The sequence below is a fragment of the Curtobacterium sp. PhB172 genome (genome assembly GCF_003752545.1).
Taxonomy (GTDB): domain Bacteria; phylum Actinomycetota; class Actinomycetes; order Actinomycetales; family Microbacteriaceae; genus Curtobacterium.
The window spans coordinates 365,377-387,431 of sequence record NZ_RKIF01000005.1; the positions used below are offsets into that span (position 1 = coordinate 365,377).

A 22,055-nucleotide genomic window follows, 5' to 3' on the forward strand; every position below is an offset into this window, starting at 1 on the left:
CCTAGAAGTCGTACTGCTCGCCGACCGGGATCGGCACCGGCACGGTGTTGCCGGGAGGCGCGAGCGGGCACGCCCACGCCGGGTCGTACGCGCACGACGGGTTGTACGCGAAGTTGAAGTCCAGCACGAGCGAGTCGGCGTCGTCGCCGCCCAGGTCCGAGCCCTTGATCGTGTCGAGCAGGTAGCGTCCGCCGCCGTACGTGCCGCGGGCCTTGCCGGCGCTGGAGTCCTTCACGGGGACGAACAGCCCGCCCCCGTAGCCGCCGTGCGACCAGACGTCGAGCGTGCCGACGCCCGGGACCGTCACGACGCCGAGGCGGTCGAAGTGCACGGTGCCGTCGGTGCCGGTCTCGTAGTCGAACTCGGCGGGCTCGGCCGGTTCGATGCGCACCTGGAACCGCCAGGCGGGGTCGTAGTCCGGCACGGGCAGCGACTCGAAGTCGCGGGCGTCCTCGTCCAGGAGCGGCGACGCGGGGTGCTCCGCGAACATCGCGTCGCGGGTCTCCCGCCACAGTGCGTGCGCCGTCTGGGGATCAGGCGTCGCGCGGACACGGCGGTACAGGTCGAACGTCATGCGCCGCCAGTCCACGGTCGCCAGCGTGCTGCGCACACGGTCGTCGGTCGTCGGCTCCTGGGGGCGCGTCTGGCTCACGTGGTCGAGGCTACGCCCGCTCCGCGGTGGACGGGAGGCCCGACTCGCCTCGGTCAGGCGGCATCCGTCCGCCAGGCGGGCGCGAGCGCACGCATCCGGTACGCCCGCCACTGCCAGATGACCCACATCCCCGGCCACAGCAGCGCGCCGAGGGGCCACGGCCGCATCCGGTAGGTCAGGCGGTCGATGAGCAGGGTCCGGTCGCCAGGAGCCGGCACGACCGCCATCCGGTGGCGCATCGACATACGGCCGAACAGCCCGCTCGTGCCGCCGCCGTTGTCACGCTGCACGGGGACGCCGTCGATCTCGTACAGGTCGAGGTCGACGTGCGTGTCGCCGCTCGGAACCAGGCCGAACGCACTCGCGGTGATCGGGTGCGGGTGCCCCGGTTCCCACCGCTCGGGGAACCCCTCGGGGCTGCGCGAGCGGTACACCAGGAACGGCTTCGTCACCGCGACCATCACGGACGGGAACAGCAGGGCATCGCGCACGGCGTCGACCGGCGCATCGAGGACGATCCGGATACCGACGTGCATGGCCAGGACCCTACGCTCGCGGCCGACGACCACTCACGGCAAATGTGAAATACGAGTATGTGAGTGTGTACAGCATGCGATCCACTCATCCCCGCCTGCCCCTGCTCGCCGCCCCAGCCGTCCTCCTCGTCCTCGCCGGCTGCGCGGCCGGAACGCCTCCCGAGGCCGACGCGCACGACGTCGGCACGTCGTGGTCGTACGAGGGAGCAGGCGCCCCGCAGCACTGGGGTGGCCTCACCGACGAGTACGGCACGTGCGGGACCGGCGCCCAGCAGTCCCCGATCGATCTCCCGGCCGCCCGCGGTGGCGCCGACCTCGACCTCGTGGGCTCGGGCGCTGTCCGGGGTCTGACGGCGGACAACGGGCACACCGTGCAGTTCACCGCCGGCGACGGTGCCTCGACGACAATCGCCGGCGCGGACCTCGACCTGGTGCAGCTGCACTTCCACGCGGGGTCGGAGCACACCGTTGACGGCGACCCGGCCGACGCGGAGTTCCACTTCGTGCACGCCGACGACCGCGGCACCCTGACCGTCGTCGGGGTCCTCGCCGAGCGGGGCGCGCACAACCCCGCCTACGAGAGCTACCTCGCCGGCGCGACGGCAGGGGCGGGTCGCGAGAGCACGGTGGACGTCGAAGCGATGCTGCCCGCGTCGCGCTCCTTCGCGACCTACGAGGGGTCGCTCACCACGCCGCCCTGCACCGAGGGGGTGCGGTGGATCGTGCTCGAGGACCCGATCGAGCTCGGCGCCGACCAGCTCGCCGACCTCGAGGCAGCGCACGTCGAGAACGCGCGTCCGGTCCAGCCGCTCGGTGACCGGACGGTCCGTCACACGCTCTGACGGTCAGGCGTGCCGGGCGGACCGGCGGCGCGACCCCTCGGCGCGGTCGTGCCGCCGGAGCCGCTCGGCCAGGGACAGCCGGACCGCCGGCCACTCCGAGGCGATGATCGAGAACACCACGGTGTCGCGGAGCGTGCCGTCGCGACCGATCGAGTGGTTCCGCAGCACGCCGTCCTGCTTCGCGCCCAGACCGGCGATCGCGGCGCGGGACTGGTGGTTGTGCCAGTGCGTGCGGAACTCCACCGCGATGCACTGCCATGCCTCGAACGCGTGGGACAGCATCAGCAGCTTCGCCTCGGTGTTGATGCCCGAACGCTGCGCCGACTTCGCCAGGAACGTGCTGCCGATCTCGACGTGCCGGTTGCCCGCGTCGATGTTCATGAAGGTCGTCGAACCCACCACGCGGCCGGTCGGACGGTCACGCACCGCGAAGGGCACCATGCGGCCGGCCTCGTGCTCGGCGAGGCGCCGGTCGATCTCGTCCTCGACCTGGGCCGGCGCGGGGACCGAGGTGTACCAGGTGCGCCACAGATCGCCGTCCGTCACCGCTGCCCGCAGGTCATCCGCGTGCTCCTGCGCGAGGGGCTCGAGCGTCACACGGTCGCCGGTCAGGGTGGGCGCGGGGGCGATCTCCATGGAAGTGCATCCTACGGTCGTCGACCATGGTGGAGCCTGTCGGGACGGCCACCCTGTGGAGAGGGACAGCATCGTCCGGGCGGCTATCGTGACGGACGTGGCAGAACGCACCCAGGAGCAGTACCAGGTCCGGTTCGCGTGGGGCACCGGTGGTGCGGAACGCATCGCCCACGGCGCACACCTCGTCGTCTGGGTGGACGTCCTGCCGAGCTCGCCGGACGCGGCGGCGCAGCGCCGCGCGCTGCGGAACGCGACCGCCCAGCTGCCGGACGGTCCGGAGGTCGTGCTCGGCCACCTCGGCAACGCGAGTGCGATCGCGGAACGGGTGACGGGCCTCCAGGCCGATCGTGGCGACCGGTGCGTCGTCGCGGTCGTGGCCGCCGGGCTGCACCATCCCGGAGCGCTGGACGACGCGGCCGAGGCCGCGGGCGAGACCGTCGACGTGCCCGACGCACCCGACTTCGCCGTCGAGGACCTGCTCGCCGCCGGCGCCGTCGTCGACGCGCTCGCCGCGGTCGGGATCGACCACACCTCACCGGAGGCCGCCGCGGCCTGCGCGGCGTACAGCGGGCTCCGGCGCGCGGTGAAGCACCTGGTCACGGCGTCCGAGAGCGCGGCCGTCCTCGGTCGCGAGCCGGTGCACGCGGCGCTCGCCGTCGGACCGGACCTGGTCGTCCTGCGGGAATCGCGGGGCCGGGCGTAGCGTTCGGGCGGACAGGGACCGGAGCGCCGTCCAGGCCGTCCGGCACCAGCGAGCGAAGGAGCAACGCATGAAGGCAGTCGTCGGCGACACGGTGATCGCGGAGGCCCCGGAAGAGGACCTCATCAAGATCGAGGGCAACTGGTACTTCCCGCCGTCGAGCGTGAAGTCCGAGCTGTTCACCGAGAGCCCCACCCAGTACCACTGCCCGTGGAAGGGCGACACCCAGTACTTCACGGTGAACGTCGACGGACAGGCGCTGCAGGACCGCGCGTGGTCCTACCCGACGCCGATCCCGTCGTCGTTCGACCGCGTCGGCAAGGACTACTCGGGCTACGTCGCGTTCTGGAAGGACGTCACGGTCGTCGAGTGACGACCGACGTCGTGCCGCACACCGCGTCGGCGCTCACTGCGTCACCGTGAGCACGATCAGTGCGACGTTGAGCGCCACGATGACCGCCGCGACCACCCACGCCACCACGCGGGTGGTCGCGGCGTTCACGTCCGTGCCCATGATGCTGCGGCGCGACGTGTAGACGACCAGCGGGACGATCGCGAAGGCGATCCCGAAGCTCAGCACCACCTGGCTCACCACCAGCAGCATCGACGCGTCGGCACCGATCGCGAGCAGCACGATCGCCGGCACCAGGGTGATCACCCGCCGCGCCACGAGCGGGATCCGGACGTGCAACAGCCCCTTCATGATCTCGGCGCCGGCCATGCAGCCGACCGAGGTCGAGGCCAGCCCCGACGCCAGCAGCCCCACCGCGAAGAGCACCCCGACGACGGGCCCGACGTGCTCGGCGATCGCCCGCTGTGCTCCGGGGATCGAGTCGGTGTCCGCGACCCCGGGTAGCGTCGCCGCGGCGAGGACGAGCATGCAGATGTTCACGCCGCCGGCGACCACCAGCGCGAGACCGACGTCCCACCGGGTCGCGACGAGCACGCGGCGGCGCTCGGGGCCGGCGGGCACGTCGCCGTGCCGGTCGCGGGCGAGCGCCGAGTGCAGGTAGACCGCGTGCGGCATGACCGTCGCGCCGAGCATCGACGCCGCGAGCATCACCGACTCGGAGCCCTCGAACCGCGGCACCAGGCCGCTGACGAGCTCGGCGGGGGAGACCTGTGCGAAGAGCAGTCCGGCGCAGAAGCCGACGGTCAGGATCGCGAGCATCGCCGTGACGACGGCTTCGAAGGTGCGGGTCCCGCGGCGGCTGTGCAGGGTCAGCAGGAGCATCGAGACCACGCCCGTGATGAGCCCGCCGGCGACGAGCGGCAGGCCGAAGAGCAGGTGCAGGGCGAGCGCGCCGCCGATCACCTCGGCGATGTCGGTCGCGGCCGCGACGATCTCGGCCTGCCCCCAGAAGAGCAGCCTCGGGGTGCGACGCATCCGCAGGCCCAGGTGCTCCGGCAGGGACTTGCCCGTGACGACGCCGAGCTTGGCGGACAGGTACTGCACGACGACCGCGCTCGCGTTCGCGGCGACCAGGACCCAGAGGAGCAGGTAGCCGTACTTCGCCCCGGCGGTGAGGTTGGCCGCCACGTTGCCGGGGTCGACGTAGGCGATGGCCGCCACGAACGCCGGGCCGAGCAGGGTGAGGCCCGCGGCGCGGCGGCGCGGCGTGCCGGAGGGCTGCTCGGTGGTCCTCGCGGCGGCGGTGTCGGTCACGGCACCAGCATGCCAGAGAATTCGGCACGCCGAATCTTTTTCTTCGCGGTGCCTTCTCGGCTGGCTGGAGGGTGGTTCAGACCGCCGCGCGCCGAGCGCGGTGCGCACGGACCTTGGCGCGGTTCCCGCAGCGCTGCATCGAGCACCAGCGGCGTGTCCCGCCCCGCGACGAGTCGTAGAAGACGAGCGCGCAGTCGTCCGCCGAGCAGCGGCTCAGACGCGTCGGACGGCCGTCGGCCTCGACGTCGTCGAAGCCGACCTCGGTGAACAGCGCGACGGCGTCGCGCGCGACGCTGGACAGTGCCTGGGCCAGGCGGACGCGGTTCGCTCCGGCACGTCGGCGGCCACCCGGGAGGCTCGGGGGCACGTCCGGCAGGGCGGCGAACAGGTTGACGGTGTCGATGTCGTCGGGCGCGGGGCGCGTGCGGCCGGTCCCGGCACGCAGGCCCGCCGCGACGGCGGTGCGCTCGGCCGCGGTGGTCGCCGGGCCGGGGGCTGCGGCGACGGCGAGTCGGGCGATCGCCGCGCGGAGCGCGCGGGCGTCCTGCAGCTCGCGCGCGCTCGCCCCGACGTCGATCGGTTCGGTGTGGTCGCTGAGCCACTCGTCCAGGTCCGCTGGGCTCGCGAGCAGCTCACCGAGCTGCGATCGGGGACGCCGACCGTCCGGGTCGTCGGCGAACCCACCGGTGTGCGCGAAGTCCAGGGCGATCCGACCGGCGTCGAAGAACCAGGTGGATCCGGCGTCCGTGCGGATGTGCTGCCCCGTGTGCATCCGTCCAGGCTAACGGGTTACCGGCGCGCCTCCGCGCGCGGACGGACTCATGCGGTAGTCGAGGCCACCGTCGACGGGGTGTCAGCCTCGCTCCGGCGCCGCCAGACGATGGCGTTGCGGGGATCGAACCGGCGGGAGCACCGGGCACAGGCGAGCTGGCGGGTGGGCGTCCGGTAGCGGAAGTGCTCGTGTCCGGCGGGACAGGTCCCGATCCACGGTGCGAGCTCGCTGGCGATCGGGCCGTCGTGCAGCCGCGAACCCGTGTACCCGATGGCTGACGCGGTCCGCTTCCACTTCGCGCCGTGGCCCGCACGGGCCCCCGCGAGGGCGTGCGCGACCTCGTGCAGCAGGACCTGCTCGACGTCGTCGTCCGAGAACCGTGCGGCCAGGTGCCGACTGACGGTGATGCGCTTCCGGGCGAAGTCGCACTGTCCCGCACGGGTCTTCGCGTGGTCGAACCCGAAGGTCCATGCGCCCGCGCCGAGGTGCTCGGTGATGAGTGCCTCGGCTCGGGAACGGACCGTCTCGAGTGCGGTCACTGGTCGGCGCGGGGGTCGGCCTGGCCCTTCTTGGCTGCCCGTGCGGCGATCCGTCCCCAGATGTCGTCGGCCTCGGTGCGCGCGGCGTCCGGCGCCCCGAGCACCCGGCGGCGGATCGGCGGGACCTGCTTGACCGGCTCGGCGACGCGCATGGTCGGTTCGTCGTCCTCAGCACGGCGGGCGGCGACCTCGCGGGCCGTCCGCGGCTTGTCAGCGGGTTCGGCGGGGTGCGTGATCGAGGCACGCATCGCCGCCTCGACCGCGGTGCGCAGGGCGTCGGTGCGCTCGGACGGGGCACCGGCCTGGCGGAACGCCTGGTAGGCGCGGGACAGTGCGGCGCGGGACTCTTCGAAGCGGTCGTTCTCGAACAGCGACCACCCCTCGATCTCGGCGGCGGCCCCCTCGAGCTCCGGCCACTCCTCGGTCGCGGCGGTGTCGCGGGCCAGAGCAGCCTCGGTCGCGGCACGCTCGTGGCGACCGAGGTCGTGCAGGATGTGCGCGCGCCGGATCCGGGCGGCGACCTTGTCCTGGCGCTCGCCCGTGAACATCGCGAGGCGGAAGACCTCTTCCGCGACGACGAGTGACTCGTCGAGTCGGCCGAGCAGGCGGAGGAGTTCGGCGCGTTCCGCGAGCGCCTCGGTGCTGCGGCTCTGACCGAGGTCGCGCAGACGCTGGTGCACGGCGTCGACGTCGACCGCCGGCCGCAGGCTGATGGGCGCGAAGGTGCTGCCCGGGCTGACCCCGGCCGTCACGGGAGCCGCGTGGCGCGGTTCACGGGACGGGTCGGACGGGTCGGGCTGCTGACGGTCGTCGGGCGGGAGGGACATCGGTTCGAGGGTAGCCGCGCTCTGCCGGGAGCGGCCGGTGCGACGCGCTCAGGCTTCGCGCCGGTGGACGCAGAACGGCCCGCCGTGCCGGAGCGCGACGGGCCGTTCGGGACGGGCTCAGCGGATCAGGACATCCCGCTCGCCGCGACCGCAGCGACGCCGACCGCCACGACGAACACGATGAGCGCGACGACCGCGAGGACGATCGCGAAGACGCCCCAACCGCGGCCACGCTTGGTGACGGCGGCGATGATGCCCTGCACGATCGCCCACAGGCCGAGGGCCGTACCCAGGTAGAACATGAGGGACCCGGTGATGACGTTCGACGAGGTCATCAGCTCGGTGATCTGCGCGTCGCTCGGCGTCGCCCCGCTGTTCTGCATCGAGTCGCGGAAGGCGTCGGAAGCGCCGAACGACTGCCCGAACAGGTACCCGCCGATGGCTCCCACGACCAGGGCGGCGAGGCCGACCACGAACGCGATCACGCCGACGGTCTTCTTCTTCTTCTTGGCCTTCGGTTCCTCGTAGCTCTGCCATGCGGGCGAGCCGGAGCTCGCGGGCGCCGCGGCGTACGGCTGCTGGCCGTACTGCTGCTGCTGGCCGTACTGGTCCTGCTGCTGGCCGTACTGGTCCTGTTGCTGCCCGTACTGCTGCTGCTGCCCGTACTGGTTCTGCTGCTCGCCGTACTGCGGGGCGGACTGCCCGTACTGCGGCGTCGGGTCGCTCCGCTCGCCGTACCGCGGTGCGTCGGCGGCGGGCTGCTGCTGCGGGGCTTCGCCCCAGCTCGGCGCCTGGCCGTCGCCCGTCCGGTCCTGGTTGCTCCGGTCGTCGTTCGTCATCAGGGGATCCCATCGCTCGGTCGCGCACCTGCGCGGTCGTTCAGACCATCCTGACAGCCGCACCCGCCGAGTGCCCGGGAACGGCCTGGCGCGCCGCCCCGTCGTCACCGCGGGGTCAGGCGCCGAACACGCTCCGGTTCGGCTCCGGTGACGCAACGGCCGTCGCGTCGGTGACGATCGGCGCCCCGGCGATGAACGCCCGCAGCTCGGCCCCGTGGACGACCTTCGCCGGCATCGGGTCCGAGGAGTACCGCCGCGGCATCTCGGCGATCGGCAGGTCGGTCGGCGAACCGAGCAGCACGATGTTCCCGAACCGCCGCCCCTTGAGCATGCCGGTGTCCGCCACCGCCGCGACCGAGGGCAGCACGGCCTGCAGCGTCGACGCCTGCCCCCGCGCGAACGCGAGACCCGCGCCGTCGGCCACGTTCACGGCGACGATGCCGGTCGGCGACAGGAACGCAGCGACCTCGCGGTAGAACTCGATGCTCGTCACGTGCGCCGGGATCTGCGAACCGCCGAAGACGTCCACCACCGCCAGGTCCACCGTGCCGCGCAGCCCGGAGGGGAGTTTGCCGAGCACCTCGCGCGCGTCGCCGTACCGCACCCGGATCGACGCCCCGCGGGGGAACGGCAGGACCTCGCGGACGTGGTCCACCAGGTCGCGCTCGAGCTCGATGACCTGCTGGCGCGAGCCCGGCCGGGTCACCGCGACGTACCGGGGGAGCGTCAGGGCGCCGGCGCCGAGGTGCAGCGCCGTGACCGGGCCGGACGGCAGCAGGTCGATGGCGTGCCCGATCCGCCGGATGTACTCGAACGCCAGGTGGGTCGGGTCCTCGAGGTCGACGTGCGACTGCGGCGTGCCGTCCACCACGAGCGTGAAGGACCCGGGGCGGTGCCGGTCCGGCTCGACCACCGAGTACCCCGCACCGATCCGGAACCCGTCGAACGCATCAGCCATGCGGTCAATCGAACACCACCCGACCGGCACCGCGATCACCACCCGGGCCCCCACCCCTGGTTGGTGTGCCCGCGGACGCGCCGGAACGAGGCTGGATCCATCGGTCGGGGACGTCCCGCCGGGTCACCTCGAAAGGCACACCATGTCGTTCCAGCTCCTCGTCAACGTCCTGATCGGCGTCGCTCTCGTCGGCTTCCTCGGGTACCGCCAGGCCACCTGGCAGTACCTCGACCCGGCGCGCATCTGGCGCACGCCGATGATCATGGCGATCATCGGCGTGGTGGTCCTGGCGCAGTCGGGGGCGACGATCACCACGATCGACGTCGTGTTCCTCGGCATCGAGGCCCTGATCACGATCGGCGTGGGCCTGACGATGGGCACCATCACCCGGTTCCGCACCGTCGCCACCCCGGACAGCAAGGGTCGGACGATCCAGTCCCGCACGGGCTGGCTCGGGGCGTCGCTCTGGATCGTGCTCATCGCCGTGCGCGTCGGCCTCGACGTCCTCGGCGGCCACCTCGGTGCGCACCTGCTCACCTCGACCGGCGCGATCCTGCTCGTGCTCGCCCTGAACCGCGCCGCCCGCGCCGTCGTCATCGACCAGCGCATCCCCCGCGGAGACCGGACCGCCAGTGGCCGCACCACCCGCGGCATGATGGTCCGGTGACCCTGCTGAGCGGACAGGACCCGACCGACCTCCCCGGAGGTCGGTCCCGTTCGGCAACCGCCTGGGGACTCAACGCCCTCGGCATCGTGATCGTCGGGTTCTGGTTCGTGAAGAACGGACTCGAGCTGCAGCTCCCCGTGTGGGTGTGGGTACTCGGCGCGGTGGCGCTGGCCGCGTGGGCGCTCCGTGAGTTCGGCCGGACGCCGCAACTGCTCGTCGTCGCGGGCGTGGTGATGATCGTCGCCGGTTCCCTGACCGTGGTGGCGACCGACTCGCTCATGATCGTCCCCGTGATCGTCGGGATCGTCCTGCTCGGCGCGAACCTCCGGGTACCGGTCTGGGTCGCAGCGGTCACCGCGGTGGGGGCGGTGGTGGTGATCGCCGTGTGCGCGACGATCGAGCACGCCTCGGTCCAGTTCGTCCTCGGCACGAGCGGCGGGCTGCTGCTCGGCGTGCTCATCGGGTTCAGCCGCCGGCAGTTCCGGGTCGCGGCGCAGCGTGCGCGGCAGGCCGAGCGGGACCAGCAGCGGGCACAGCTCCTCGCCGACCGGTCCCGGGCCTCGCGGGACATCCACGACGTGCTCGCGCACTCGCTCGGGGGTCTCGTGCTGCAGCTCGACGCGGTCGAGGCCCTGCTCGAGGCCGGCCGGGTCGACGACGCGACGAAGCGTGCCGGCGAGGCCAGGACCCTGGCGGCGGACGGCCTCGCCGAGGCCCGCCGAGCCGTGCACGCCCTCCGCGACGACGCGGATGCCGAGCCCGATGCCACCCCGGACCGGACGACCACCCCGGACCGGACGACCACCCCGGACCGGACGACCACCCCGGACCGGACGACCACCCCGGATCGGGCCACGGCCCCGGATCCGACCACCAGCTCGGACCGCGTCACCACCACGGACCCGTCCACGGCGCTGCAGCCGGCCACGCCGACCAGCGGAACCGACGCGCCGGACGCGGGCCGGGCCTCCCGACCGTCCGACGACCACGTGCCGGACCGCGCTGGCCAGCCCGACCGCACCGACCTGACCGCCCTGGTCGCCGCCCACCGCTCGTTCGGCGGCACCATCGTGGTGCAGGGCGACGCGACCCTGGCCGCACTCGACGAGGCGCACCGCGCCGCCGTCGTCCAGGTCGCCCGCGAGGCCCTCAGCAACGCCCGCAGGCACGCCCCCGGCCGCCCCGTGTCACTGTCCGTCGTCCGCGACGGCGACGCCGTGGACGTCGTCGTGGCCAACCCGCTCACCGGCGGCGGCCAGGGCCTGCTCGGGATGCGCGAGCGCGTCGAGGAGCTCGGCAGCGGTGCGACGGTCGAAGCGGAGCGATCCGACGACGAGTTCGTCGTCGCGCTGCACCTGCCGGTGGACCGGGTGGCCGAGCACGAGGCGGACGCCTCGTGACCATCCGTGTCCTCGTCGTCGACGACCAGGCGATCGTCCGCGACGGCCTGGTGACGGTGCTGTCGCTCGTACCGGACCTGCAGGTGACGGGTGAGGCCGCCGACGGCGCCGAGGCGATCGCGGCGGTGGACCGTGACGTTCCGGACGTCGTGTTGATGGACCTCCGCATGCCCGGCACCGACGGGCCGACGGCGACCGCGCGCATCGTGGCCGACCACCCGCAGGTGGCGGTGCTCGTGCTGACGACCTACGCGGACGACGAGTCGATCGTGACCGCGCTCCGGGCGGGTGCGCGCGGGTACCTGACGAAGGACGCCGGACGGACCGAGATCGCGACGGCGATCCGGGCGGTCGCGTCAGGGCAGTCGACGTTCGACGCGACCGTCGGAGCGCGGCTGGTGGCGCAGCTCGCCGGCGGCGGGGCGACGGCATCCCCGCCCGCTGTGCCGGCGCTGCGAGACCGATTCCCGGACCTCACCCCGCGCGAGGCCGACGTGCTCGAGCACATCGCGGCCGGCCGGACGAACCCGCAGATCGCGGCGGAGCTGTTCCTGACGGTGCCGACGGTGAAGTCGTACGTGAACCAGGTGTTCGCGAAGCTCGGGGTCGCAACCCGCGCCGAGGCGGTCGCGCGCGTCCTGCGCTGACCGGTCCTGGCCGGTACGTGAATGCGTACACATGGACGGCCAGCAGACGTCAAGACTCGTTCCGTACTGTTCATCCGGTCGTCACGCGAGACCGCGTCGATGCGTGCAGTGCCCCACACCTCGCGCGTCCGCCTTCCCGACGTGACCACGACGTGCCGTCGAACACCCCCACCGCTCGAGCGTGCGCGCCGTCGGCGCGCGTCCGCGTGCCCCTTCCGGTCACCCGTGCGCGCTGGCCGTGATCACATCGCACCCGTCATGTAAAATACGGGATGCAACACTCCGCCGAGCCGCAGGAGACCCGACATGACCGCCGACACGATGAGCGTGCCCACCGCACGCCCGGCCGCACCGACGACCCGCGCCACCACGCGCACGACCGCGAGCCGGACGACGCGGGTGCCCCGCGCCTCCCGTCCGGCCCACGCCGACCACGAGACGGCACCCACCTGGATGCGTGTCGTCGGCACGGTCCTGCTCCTCGGCGGGCTCGGCCTGACCGCGGCCGTGACCGCCTGGCCCGGCGACGCGCCGGAGACCGCGCTCATCGTGCCGGCGCTGGTCGCCGTCGTGGCGGGCGTGCTGCTGCTGCTCGCGCGGGCCGGGTTCGCCGTCACCGACACGCACGTCACGTTGCACTTCCGGCCGCTGCCGCCACGGCGCATCGCGCGTCGGCGCATCGCCGACGTCCGACTCGTCGAGGCGGACGCCCGCACCTACGGCGGCGTCGGCCTGCGGATCGGTCGCGGCGTGCGCGCCCTGATCCTCACCCCCGGACTCGGGATCGAGATCACCGACGAGCGTGGCCGCGTCACCTTCGTGCGCACCCGCCGACCCGAGGACGCCTTCCGTGCGCTGGCGGGACAGCAGGGCCGGCCGGGAGGCGCGGGGCACGTCGAGCGCGAGCGCCTCGGCTGAGCGCACGGCCGGGTCGACTGCGCGGGCCGGGAATTCCGCGGGCACGCAGCGGCTTATACACGCCACTGCCGAATCTGGTCAAGCCAGGACTGGACAGCACGACTCGGCGCGAACTATGATGGCAGTTCGCGCTCCCTGGCATCCGTGTCGTCATATTGCGGTCGACGCAGAGTTCTGAGTTGGACAAGCTCAACTCGCCCTGGTGCAGCCGGACCCGTATATGGCGGCGGGTCCCGCTCACGGAGATCATCCCACACGTGCACCGACGTTCCGCGTCAGGCACGCGTCGGCGTGGTCGCAGGGCATGAACTCGCGGGGATCGCCGAGCGATCATCTACTCACCTACATGCTGCTCGTCAGTATCGGCCCGACGGGGCCTACGGAGGTCACACCCTTGGCTGCTGCGCCCAACGCATCCACCAACCCCAAGAACGGTCGCAACCACTCGCGACTCTCGTTCGCCAAGATCACGGACACCCTCACGGTTCCTGATCTGCTCGCACTCCAGACGGAGAGCTTCGACTGGCTCGTCGGCAACGACGTCTGGAAGGCCCGTCTCGCAGAGGGACAGGAGCAGGGTCGCACCGACCTCGCCCTGCACTCCGGGTTGGAGGAGATCTTCGAGGAGATCTCCCCGATCGAGGACCTCGGCGAGACCATGCAGCTCTCGTTCACGGCGCCCGAGCTCGAGGACCCCAAGTACTCGATCGACGACTGCAAGGAGCGCGGCAAGACCTACGCCGCTCCGCTGTACGTCAACGCCGAGTTCATGAACCACATGACGGGTGAGATCAAGACGCAGACGGTCTTCATGGGCGACTTCCCGCTCATGACCGAACGCGGCACGTTCATCATCAACGGCACCGAGCGCGTCGTCGTGTCGCAGCTCGTCCGTTCGCCCGGCGTGTACTTCGAGCGCCAGCAGGAGAAGACGTCCGACAAGGACATCTACTCCGCTCGCGTCATCCCCTCGCGTGGTGCGTGGCTCGAGTTCGAGATCGACAAGCGCGACCAGGTGGGCGTGCGCATCGACCGCAAGCGCAAGCAGTCGGTCACGGTCTTCCTCAAGGCGCTGGGTCTGACCAGCGAGGAGATCATGGAGGAGTTCCAGGGCTTCGCCTCGATCGAGTCGACCCTCGAGAAGGACGCCATCCTCACGAAGGAAGAGGCGCTCAAGGACATCTACCGCAAGCTGCGCCCGGGCGAGCAGGTCGCTGCCGAGGCCGCGCGTGCGCTGCTCGACAACTTCTACTTCAACTCGAAGCGCTACGACCTGGCGAAGGTGGGCCGCTACAAGGTCAACCGCAAGCTCGGGATCGACGCCCCGCTGTCCGACTCGGTGCTGACCGTCAAGGACATCGTCGCGACGATCAAGTACCTCGTGTCCCTGCACGCCGAGAAGACCACGCTGAACGGCGTGCGCGACGGCGAGCCGGTGCAGCTGCGCCTCGACGTGGACGACATCGACCACTTCGGCAACCGTCGCATCCGCGCCGTCGGCGAGCTCATCCAGAACCAGGTCCGCACGGGTCTGTCCCGCATGGAGCGCGTCGTCCGCGAGCGCATGACCACGCAGGACATCGAGGCGATCACGCCCCAGACGCTCATCAACGTGCGTCCGGTCGTCGCCGCGATCAAGGAGTTCTTCGGAACGTCCCAGCTGTCGCAGTTCATGGACCAGAACAACCCGCTCGCGGGTCTGACGCACAAGCGTCGTCTCTCGGCCCTCGGCCCGGGTGGTCTGTCCCGTGAGCGTGCCGGCGTCGAGGTCCGTGACGTCCACCCGTCGCACTACGGCCGCATGTGCCCGATCGAGACCCCGGAAGGCCCGAACATCGGCCTGATCGGTTCGCTCGCGTCGTTCGGTCGGATCAACTCGTTCGGCTTCATCGAGACCCCGTACCGTCGCGTCGTCAACGGCGAGGTCACGAAGACCATCGACTACCTGACCGCCTCGGAAGAGGACGAGTTCGTCGTCGCGCAGGCCAACGCGCCGCTGACCGACTCGTTCCACTTCGCCGACGACAAGGTCCTCGTCCGCAAGAAGGGTGGCGAGGTCGAACTCGTCGCCAAGGGCGAGGTCGACTACATGGACGTCTCGCCGCGCCAGATGGTGTCGGTCGCGACCTCGCTCATCCCGTTCCTCGAGCACGACGACGCGAACCGCGCCCTCATGGGTGCGAACATGCAGCGTCAGGCCGTCCCGCTGCTCCGTTCCGAGTCGCCGCTCGTCGGTACCGGTATGGAGGGCTACACCGCGATCGACGCCGGTGACGTCGTCACCGCCGACAAGGCCGGTGTCGTCTCCGAGGTCTCGGCCGACGCCGTGACCCTGCAGCTCGACGAGGGTGGCACGCAGACCTTCTACCTGCGCAAGTTCGACCGCTCCAACCAGGGCACGAGCTACAACCACCGCGTGGTCGTCTCGGCCGGCGAGCGTGTGGAGCAGGGTGAGGTCATCGCCGACGGTCCCGCGACGGAGAACGGCGAGCTCGCGCTCGGCAAGAACCTCCTCGTCGCGTTCATGCCGTGGGAGGGCTACAACTACGAGGACGCGATGATCCTGTCGCAGAACCTCATCAAGGACGACACGCTCTCCTCGATCCACATCGAGGAGTACGAGGTCGACGCCCGCGACACGAAGCTCGGCAAGGAGGAGATCACCCGTGACCTCCCCAACGTCAGCCCGGACCTGCTGGCCGACCTCGACGAGCGTGGCATCATCCGCATCGGTGCCGAGGTCCGCCCCGGCGACATCCTGGTCGGCAAGGTCACGCCGAAGGGCGAGACCGAGCTCTCCGCTGAAGAGCGCCTCCTCCGCGCCATCTTCAACGAGAAGTCGCGCGAGGTGCGCGACACCTCGCTGAAGGTGCCCCACGGTGAAGAGGGCACGATCATCGGCGTCAAGGTGTTCGACTCGCAGGACGGCGACGACGAACTCGGCTCTGGTGTCAACCAGCGCGTGGTCGTCTACATCGCCCAGAAGCGCAAGATCACCGCGGGCGACAAGCTCGCCGGTCGTCACGGCAACAAGGGCGTCATCTCGACCATCCTCCCGGTCGAGGACATGCCCTTCCTCGCCGACGGCACCCCGGTCGACATCGTCCTGAACCCGCTCGGCGTCCCCGGCCGCATGAACTTCGGCCAGGTCCTCGAGATCCACCTCGGTTGGCTCGCCAAGCAGGGCTGGAACGTCGAGGGCATCCAGGAGTGGGCATCGGCCCTCCCCGAGGCAGCGCACAGCGCCGCTCCGGGCACGAAGGTCGCCACCCCGGTGTTCGACGGTGCGTACGAGCGCGAGATCGAGGGCCTCCTCGACTCGACCCTCCCGAACCGCGACGGCGAGCGCCTGATCGGCTCGTCCGGCAAGGCGCAGCTCTTCGACGGTCGCTCCGGCGAGCCGTTCCCCGAGCCCGTCTCGGTCGGCTACATGTACATCCTCAAGCTGCACCACCTGGTCGACGACAAGATCCACGCTCGGTCGACGGGTCCGTACTCGATGATCACGCAGCAGCCGCTGGGTGGTAAGGCGCAGTTCGGTGGCCAGCGATTCGGTGAGATGGAGGTGTGGGCGCTCGAGGCGTACGGCGCCGCCTACGCCCTCCAGGAGCTCCTGACGATCAAGTCCGACGACATCCTCGGCCGCGTGAAGGTCTACGAGGCGATCGTCAAGGGCGAGAACATCCAGGAACCCGGCATCCCCGAGTCCTTCAAGGTCCTCATGAAGGAGATGCAGTCGCTCTGCCTGAACGTCGAGGTCCTCTCGGCCGACGGCCAGGCGGTCAGCCTGCGCGACAACGATGACGAGGTCTTCCGCGCTGCGGAGGAGCTGGGCATCAACATCTCCTCGCGGTTCGAGTCGTCGTCCGTCGACGACATCTGATCCCGCCCGTACATCGAAGCCTGAATCAAGCAAGAGAGAAGAACATTGCTCGAAGCAACTTCCTTTGACGCCATTCGGATCGGCCTCGCGACCGCCGAGGACATCCGTCAGTGGTCGTACGGCGAGGTCAAGAAGCCGGAGACCATCAACTACCGCACCCTGAAGCCCGAGAAGGACGGTCTGTTCGGCGAGCAGATCTTCGGTCCTTCCCGCGACTGGGAGTGCGCCTGCGGCAAGTACAAGCGTGTCCGGTTCAAGGGCATCGTCTGCGAGCGCTGCGGCGTCGAGGTCACCAAGTCCTCGGTCCGTCGTGAGCGCATGGGCCACATCGAGCTCGCTGCCCCCGTCACGCACATCTGGTACTTCAAGGGCGTCCCGTCGCGCCTCGGGTACCTCCTCGACATGGCGCCGAAGGACCTCGAGAAGGTCATCTACTTCGCGGCCTACATGATCATCGACATCGATGAAGAGGGCCGTCACGCGGACATGCCGGGTCTCGAGAACGAGATGCGTCTCGAGATCAAGACCCTCGAGGGCCAGCGCGACTCGATCATCGCCGACCGCCTCAAGAAGCTCGAGGACGACCTCGCAGCCCTTGAGGAAGAGGGTGCGAAGGCCGACGTCAAGCGGCGGACCAAGGACACCGCCGAGAAGGAGATGTCCCAGGTCCGCAAGTCGTTCGACGAGGACATCACCCGTCTCGAGCGTGTGTGGGAGGACTTCCGCAACCTCAAGGTGGGCGACCTCAAGCCCGAGGACGCCGTCTTCCACGAGCTCCAGGACCGGTTCGGGATCTACTTCGACGCCTACATGGGCGCCGAGGCGATCAAGCTCCGGCTCGAGGCGTTCGACCTGGCTGCCGAGGCCGAGGCGCTGCGTCTGCAGATCGCCGAGGGCAAGGGCCAGAAGAAGATCCGTGCGATCAAGCGTCTGCGCGTCGTCAGCTCCTTCCTCGCCACCGGCAACTCGCCGGCAGCGATGGTGCTCGGCGTCGTGCCGGTCATCCCGCCGGAACTGCGCCCGATGGTGCAGCTCGACGGTGGCCGTTTCGCCACGTCGGACCTCAACGACCTCTACCGTCGTGTGATCAACCGCAACAACCGTCTCCGCCGCCTGCTCGACCTCGGTGCCCCCGAGATCATCGTGAACAACGAGAAGCGCATGCTGCAGGAAGCCGTTGACGCGCTGTTCGACAACGGTCGTCGTGGTCGTCCGGTCACGGGTACCGGCAACCGCGCCCTGAAGTCCCTGAGCGACATGCTCAAGGGAAAGCAGGGTCGCTTCCGCCAGAACCTGCTCGGCAAGCGCGTCGACTACTCGGGCCGTTCGGTCATCATCGTCGGCCCGCAGCTGAAGCTGCACCAGTGTGGTCTGCCCAAGCAGATGGCGCTCGAGCTCTTCAAGCCGTTCGTGATCAAGCGCCTGATCGACCTGTCGCACGCGCAGAACATCAAGTCGGCCAAGCGCATGGTCGAGCGTTCGCGTCCGCAGGTGTGGGACGTGCTCGAGGAGATCATCCGCGAGCGCCCCGTGCTGCTGAACCGTGCGCCGACGCTGCACCGTCTGGGCATCCAGGCGTTCGAGCCGCAGCTCGTCGAGGGCAAGGCCATCCAGCTCCACCCGCTCGTGTGTGCTGCGTTCAACGCGGACTTCGACGGTGACCAGATGGCCGTGCACCTGCCGCTGTCGGTGGAGGCCCAGGCCGAGGCCCGCATCCTGATGCTCGCCTCGAACAACATCCTGAAGCCGTCCGACGGCCGTCCGGTGACCCTGCCCGCACAGGACATGATCATCGGTCTGCACCACCTGACGACCGTCCGCGAGGGCGCTGTCGGTGAGGGCCGTGCGTTCTCCTCGGTCGCCGAGGCGATCCTGGCCAACGACCAGCACACGCTGCACCTCAACGCCATGGCGAAGATCCGCATGACGGGTGTCCACTTCGCCGAGGGTGAAGCTCCCGAGGGCTACGAGCAGGGCGACACCGTCCTCCTCGAGACGACCCTGGGCCGTGCGCTCTTCAACGAGACCCTCCCGGCGAACTACCCGTTCGTCCAGAAGGTCACCGACAAGGGCGTGCTGTCCGCGATCGTCAACGACCTCGCCGAGCGGTACTCCAAGACCGAGACGGCCGCTGCGCTGGACCGGATCAAGGACGCCGGCTTCTACTGGGGCACCCGCTCCGGTGTGACCGTCGCCCTGTCGGACGTCGTGACGCCTCCTCGCAAGAAGGAGATCATCGCGGGCTACGAGATCCAGGCCGCCAAGGTGCAGGGCGAGTTCGACAAGGGTCTGATCACCGACTCCGAGCGTCGCGCCGACCTGATCAAGATCTGGACTGAGGCCACCAACGAGATCGCGCAGGAGATGCGGGACAACTTCCCCGTCGACAACACGATCAACCGCATGGTGTCGTCGGGTGCTCGTGGTAACTGGCTGCAGGTCCGCAACATCGCGGGTATGCGTGGTCTGGTGAACAACCCGAAGGGCGAGATCATCGCCCGCCCGATCATCAACTCGTACCGCGAGGGCCTGACCGTGGCGGAGTACTTCATCGCCACCCACGGTGCTCGTAAGGGTCTTGCCGACACCGCGCTCCGTACCGCGGACTCCGGGTACCTCACCCGTCGTCTCGTGGACGTCTCGCAGGACGTCATCATCCGCGAGGACGACTGCGGTACCACGCGTGGCCTCGAGCTGCCGATCGCGACCGTGGACGCCGACGGCAAGCTGGTCCGCGACCCGCGCGTCGAGAACACCGTGTACTCGCGCACCCTGGCCACCGAGGCCGTGGACGCCAAGGGCACGGTCGTCGCCGAAGCTCGTGAGGACGTCGGTGACGTGCTCCTCGAGAAGCTGCTGGCAGCCGGTGTCGAGAGCATCAAGGTGCGCTCGGTCCTGACCTGCGAGTCGGCCGTCGGTGTCTGCGCGAAGTGCTACGGCCGTTCGCTCGCCACCGGCAACCTGGTCGACATCGGTGAGGCAGTCGGCATCATCGCCGCACAGTCCATCGGTGAGCCCGGTACCCAGCTGACGATGCGTACCTTCCACACGGGTGGTTCGGCCTCGGCCGACGACATCACCCAGGGTCTTCCGCGTGTCACGGAGCTCTTCGAGGCCCGTACGCCCAAGGGCGCGTCCCCGATCGCCGAGGCCCCCGGCCGCGTCGTCGTCGAGGACACGGACAAGGGTCGTCGGATCATCCTCACGCCGGACAACGGTGACGAGCCGTTCATCTACCCGGTGCTCAAGCGTGCGACGCTCCTCATCGAGGACAACCAGCACGTCGAGCTCGGCGAGCAGTTCATCGCCGGCACCGTCGACCCGAAGGAAGTCCTCCGGGTCAAGGGTGTCCGAGAGGTCCAGAAGCACCTGGTCAACGGTGTGCAGGACGTCTACGGCTCGCAGGGTGTGCCGATCCACGACAAGCACATCGAGGTCATCGTCCGTCAGATGCTCCGCAAGGTCACCGTCGTCGACCACGGCGACACCGACCTGCTGCCGGGTGAGCTCGTCGACCGGTCGCGCTACAACATGCTGAACCGTGCGGCGCTGCAGGAGGGTCGCAAGACCGCCTCGGCTCGCCAGGAGGTCATGGGCATCACGAAGGCGTCCCTCGCGACCGAGTCGTGGCTGTCCGCCGCTTCCTTCCAGGAGACCACCCGCGTGCTCACGCAGGCGGCCATGGAGGGCAAGCAGGACCACCTCGTCGGCCTCAAGGAGAACGTCATCATCGGTAAGCTCATCCCCGCCGGGACGGGCCTCAGCCGGTACCGCGACGTGGACGTGAACGCGACGGAAGAAGCGAAGGCAGAGCGGTACCCCAACCGCATCTTCGCGGACGACTCGTCGTTCTCGGACGCCGACCTGAGCTTCGTCGACTTCGACAGCTTCTCGTCGGACGACTTCACGCCGGGCACGTACAACTGAGTCTGATGTGATCCCACGAAGGCCCCGTCTCCGCAAGGAGGCGGGGCCTTCGTCGTGTCGTCACCACGTGACGGACGGGAGGCCCGGTGCCAGGCCGCCACGGGCCTCCGGGCCTGCGAGCGGTGGCGTCTAGAGCGCGCGGTCCGCGCCGTTGTCGCGTCCCGAACCGCGACCGGTCTCGTCCACGAGCGAGAACAGGCTGAGGACGTTGCCGTCGGGGTCGCGGACGTCGAACCAGTTCACGGCGCCGTCGACGCACTCGACCGGTCCGATGTCGATGCCGAGCGAGCCGATGCGGGCGTGCTGCGCGCCGACGTCGTCGACGCCGAACCGGACGCTCACGGGGTTCTCCTCGGCGGAGTCGTCCTCGTAGAGCTGGATCCAGATCCCGCCGACCTCGTACTCGGCGACACCGTCCTCGGGTTCGAGGTCCGGTTCGGTGCGCTCGAAGACGGCGCCGTACCAGAGGCAGGACGCCTCGATGTCGGTGACGGGCAGCCCCACGGTCACGCTCGTGATGTCCATGACTCATCATGGTCCCGGTCGGGCCTGCTCGTCGAGGGGCTCTCCGCGGTGTCTCGCCGCGCGGCGGAACTGGCAGGGTGGATGGATGGCGACCCTGCGCGAACGGATCACGGCCCCGGCACACCTCTCGTTCCCCACGCCGATCGGCGGGCTGACGTTCCGCGCGGGCGCGCACGACGACGTCGGGGCGATGCACGCCGTCGCCGTCGCGTCGGCCGCGGTCGACGACCCGCACGCTCGTCCCTCCACAGTTGACCTCGAACGGTCGTTGTCCACCGAGGGGCTGGACGTCACCAGGGACACTGTGGTGGGCGTCGATGCTGGAGGGCATGTGCAGGCCTACGGCATCGTCATCGACGTCCCCTCCCGCGTCACCGCTGCGCGCGCCGTGCTCGACGGGGCGGTCCACCCCGACCTGCGCGGGCAGGGGATCGGACGGCGGGTGCTCGCCTGGCAGGTCGGCCGGGCCCGGCAGCGCCTGGCGACGCTCGACGTCGACCTGCCGGCGACGCTCGACGTCGGCGGCCGGCAGGGGTCCTCGGCGCTCCGGCTGGCGGCGCACTTCGACTTCGCGCCGGTGCGCACCTGGCTCGACATGCAGGTCGTGTTCGACGACCGCGGGCCGGACGCCGACGCGGTGCCCGTCCTGGCGGACGGGCTCGTCCTGCGGCCCGTCACGGCGGACGACATCGAGCCGCTCCGGACGGCCAAGAACGACGCCTTCCGCGACCACTGGGGTTCCCAGCCGATGGTCGCGTCGGACTGGCGGGGGTTCCTCACCTCGTACAAGAGCCGGCTGGACCTGTCGCGGGTCGTCGTCGGTGCCGACGGTTCGGTCGTGGCGTTCACGATCGTCGAGGTGGAGCCCGGCGGGTTCGCTGCCCGGGGCCGTTCGTACGGGTACGTGCACTGGGTCGGCGTCGTGCGTGCAGCACGGGGGACGGGGCTCGCCCCGATCGTCCTCGACGCCACCCTGCAGGCGATCCGTGCCGACGGACTGTCCGCGGCGGCGCTGCACGTCGACGCCGAGAACCCGAGCGGAGCCGGGCGCATCTACGAGCGACTCGGGTTCGTCGCCGGCGAGGTCCACGTCACCGTTTCGGCGTCGCTCTGACCATCGC

Annotated in this window: 20 protein-coding genes; 10 read left to right on the forward strand and 10 right to left on the reverse strand. The window is 70.4% G+C overall.

What is annotated here, in order from left to right:
- Window position 1: 1 nt before the first annotated feature.
- The gene (locus tag EDF42_RS02810; RefSeq protein ID WP_123339557.1) at window positions 2-574 is read right to left on the reverse strand and encodes a DUF1684 domain-containing protein; all 573 of its coding nucleotides are present in this window, start codon (window positions 572-574) and stop codon (window positions 2-4) included.
- A 131-nt stretch (window positions 575-705) separates the two neighbouring features.
- Window positions 706-1,188, reverse strand: a complete 483-nt coding sequence (locus EDF42_RS02815; protein ID WP_123671407.1) for a hypothetical protein — start codon at window positions 1,186-1,188, stop codon at window positions 706-708.
- Between the two features lie 74 nt (window positions 1,189-1,262).
- On the opposite strand from EDF42_RS02815, the gene EDF42_RS02820 reads away from it, so the two are divergent.
- A complete protein-coding gene (locus EDF42_RS02820; RefSeq protein ID WP_148067600.1) occupies window positions 1,263-2,030 on the forward strand; it encodes a carbonic anhydrase in 768 nt (255 codons plus the stop codon).
- Window positions 2,031-2,033: 3 nt separating this feature from the next.
- Here EDF42_RS02820 and EDF42_RS02825 read toward each other — a convergent pair whose 3' ends face one another.
- On the reverse strand, window positions 2,034-2,666 hold the full coding sequence (locus tag EDF42_RS02825) for a GNAT family N-acetyltransferase (RefSeq protein ID WP_123671409.1): 633 nt from the start codon (window positions 2,664-2,666) through the stop codon (window positions 2,034-2,036).
- 97 nt (window positions 2,667-2,763) lie between these two features.
- Here EDF42_RS02825 and EDF42_RS02830 point away from each other — a divergent pair, with 97 nt between their 5' ends.
- The gene (locus tag EDF42_RS02830) at window positions 2,764-3,369 is read left to right on the forward strand and encodes a hypothetical protein (protein WP_260235023.1); all 606 of its coding nucleotides are present in this window, start codon (window positions 2,764-2,766) and stop codon (window positions 3,367-3,369) included.
- A gap of 67 nt (window positions 3,370-3,436) precedes the next feature.
- Window positions 3,437-3,739, forward strand: coding sequence for a DUF427 domain-containing protein (locus EDF42_RS02835; protein ID WP_111083501.1), 303 nt, complete (start codon window positions 3,437-3,439; stop codon window positions 3,737-3,739).
- Window positions 3,740-3,772: 33 nt separating this feature from the next.
- Here the strand turns inward: EDF42_RS02835 and EDF42_RS02840 are convergent, their stop codons facing one another.
- From EDF42_RS02840 to EDF42_RS02865, 6 genes are all read right to left on the reverse strand, one after another.
- On the reverse strand, window positions 3,773-5,032 hold the full coding sequence (locus EDF42_RS02840; RefSeq protein WP_123671410.1) for an Nramp family divalent metal transporter: 1,260 nt from the start codon (window positions 5,030-5,032) through the stop codon (window positions 3,773-3,775).
- A gap of 76 nt (window positions 5,033-5,108) precedes the next feature.
- On the reverse strand, window positions 5,109-5,804 hold the full coding sequence (locus EDF42_RS02845) for a CGNR zinc finger domain-containing protein (protein ID WP_111083499.1): 696 nt from the start codon (window positions 5,802-5,804) through the stop codon (window positions 5,109-5,111).
- Between the two features lie 47 nt (window positions 5,805-5,851).
- Window positions 5,852-6,343 (reverse strand): SprT-like domain-containing protein, encoded by a 492-nt coding sequence (locus EDF42_RS02850; RefSeq protein WP_123671411.1) that lies wholly within the window; start codon window positions 6,341-6,343, stop codon window positions 5,852-5,854.
- Complete coding sequence (locus EDF42_RS02855; protein ID WP_123339450.1) at window positions 6,340-7,170, reverse strand: hypothetical protein; 831 nt, start codon at window positions 7,168-7,170, stop codon at window positions 6,340-6,342. The genes EDF42_RS02850 and EDF42_RS02855 overlap by 4 nt, the downstream gene beginning before the upstream one ends.
- A gap of 125 nt (window positions 7,171-7,295) precedes the next feature.
- Window positions 7,296-8,009, reverse strand: a complete 714-nt coding sequence (locus EDF42_RS18805; protein WP_185040729.1) for a DUF4064 domain-containing protein — start codon at window positions 8,007-8,009, stop codon at window positions 7,296-7,298.
- Window positions 8,010-8,124: 115 nt separating this feature from the next.
- Window positions 8,125-8,967 carry a spermidine synthase gene (locus EDF42_RS02865; RefSeq protein ID WP_123339452.1) on the reverse strand — a complete coding sequence of 281 codons (843 nt, stop codon included), beginning with the start codon at window positions 8,965-8,967 and terminating at the stop codon, window positions 8,125-8,127.
- 142 nt (window positions 8,968-9,109) lie between these two features.
- Here EDF42_RS02865 and EDF42_RS02870 point away from each other — a divergent pair, with 142 nt between their 5' ends.
- The 6 genes from EDF42_RS02870 to rpoC all read left to right on the forward strand — a co-directional run bounded on the left by EDF42_RS02870 (window position 9,110) and on the right by rpoC (window position 20,409).
- Window positions 9,110-9,634, forward strand: a complete 525-nt coding sequence (locus tag EDF42_RS02870) for a hypothetical protein (RefSeq protein WP_123671412.1) — start codon at window positions 9,110-9,112, stop codon at window positions 9,632-9,634.
- Window positions 9,631-11,034: a sensor histidine kinase gene (locus EDF42_RS02875; protein WP_123671413.1), complete on the forward strand. Its 1,404-nt coding sequence runs from the start codon at window positions 9,631-9,633 to the stop codon at window positions 11,032-11,034. Before EDF42_RS02870 ends, EDF42_RS02875 begins: the two co-directional genes overlap by 4 nt.
- The gene (locus tag EDF42_RS02880) at window positions 11,031-11,681 is read left to right on the forward strand and encodes a response regulator transcription factor (protein WP_123671414.1); all 651 of its coding nucleotides are present in this window, start codon (window positions 11,031-11,033) and stop codon (window positions 11,679-11,681) included. Before EDF42_RS02875 ends, EDF42_RS02880 begins: the two co-directional genes overlap by 4 nt.
- 306 nt (window positions 11,682-11,987) lie before the next feature.
- Window positions 11,988-12,599, forward strand: a complete 612-nt coding sequence (locus EDF42_RS02885) for a hypothetical protein (RefSeq protein ID WP_123671415.1) — start codon at window positions 11,988-11,990, stop codon at window positions 12,597-12,599.
- Window positions 12,600-12,993: 394 nt separating this feature from the next.
- Window positions 12,994-16,482: a DNA-directed RNA polymerase subunit beta gene (gene rpoB / locus EDF42_RS02890; RefSeq protein ID WP_111083490.1), complete on the forward strand. Its 3,489-nt coding sequence runs from the start codon at window positions 12,994-12,996 to the stop codon at window positions 16,480-16,482.
- 45 nt (window positions 16,483-16,527) lie between these two features.
- Complete coding sequence (gene rpoC, locus EDF42_RS02895) at window positions 16,528-20,409, forward strand: DNA-directed RNA polymerase subunit beta' (protein WP_111083489.1); 3,882 nt, start codon at window positions 16,528-16,530, stop codon at window positions 20,407-20,409.
- A 129-nt stretch (window positions 20,410-20,538) separates the two neighbouring features.
- On the opposite strand, the gene EDF42_RS02900 is transcribed toward rpoC, so the two are convergent.
- Complete coding sequence (locus EDF42_RS02900; RefSeq protein WP_123671416.1) at window positions 20,539-20,934, reverse strand: VOC family protein; 396 nt, start codon at window positions 20,932-20,934, stop codon at window positions 20,539-20,541.
- Window positions 20,935-21,019: 85 nt separating this feature from the next.
- Here EDF42_RS02900 and EDF42_RS02905 point away from each other — a divergent pair, with 85 nt between their 5' ends.
- The gene (locus tag EDF42_RS02905; RefSeq protein WP_123671417.1) at window positions 21,020-22,048 is read left to right on the forward strand and encodes a GNAT family N-acetyltransferase; all 1,029 of its coding nucleotides are present in this window, start codon (window positions 21,020-21,022) and stop codon (window positions 22,046-22,048) included.
- Window positions 22,049-22,055: the final 7 nt, after the last annotated feature.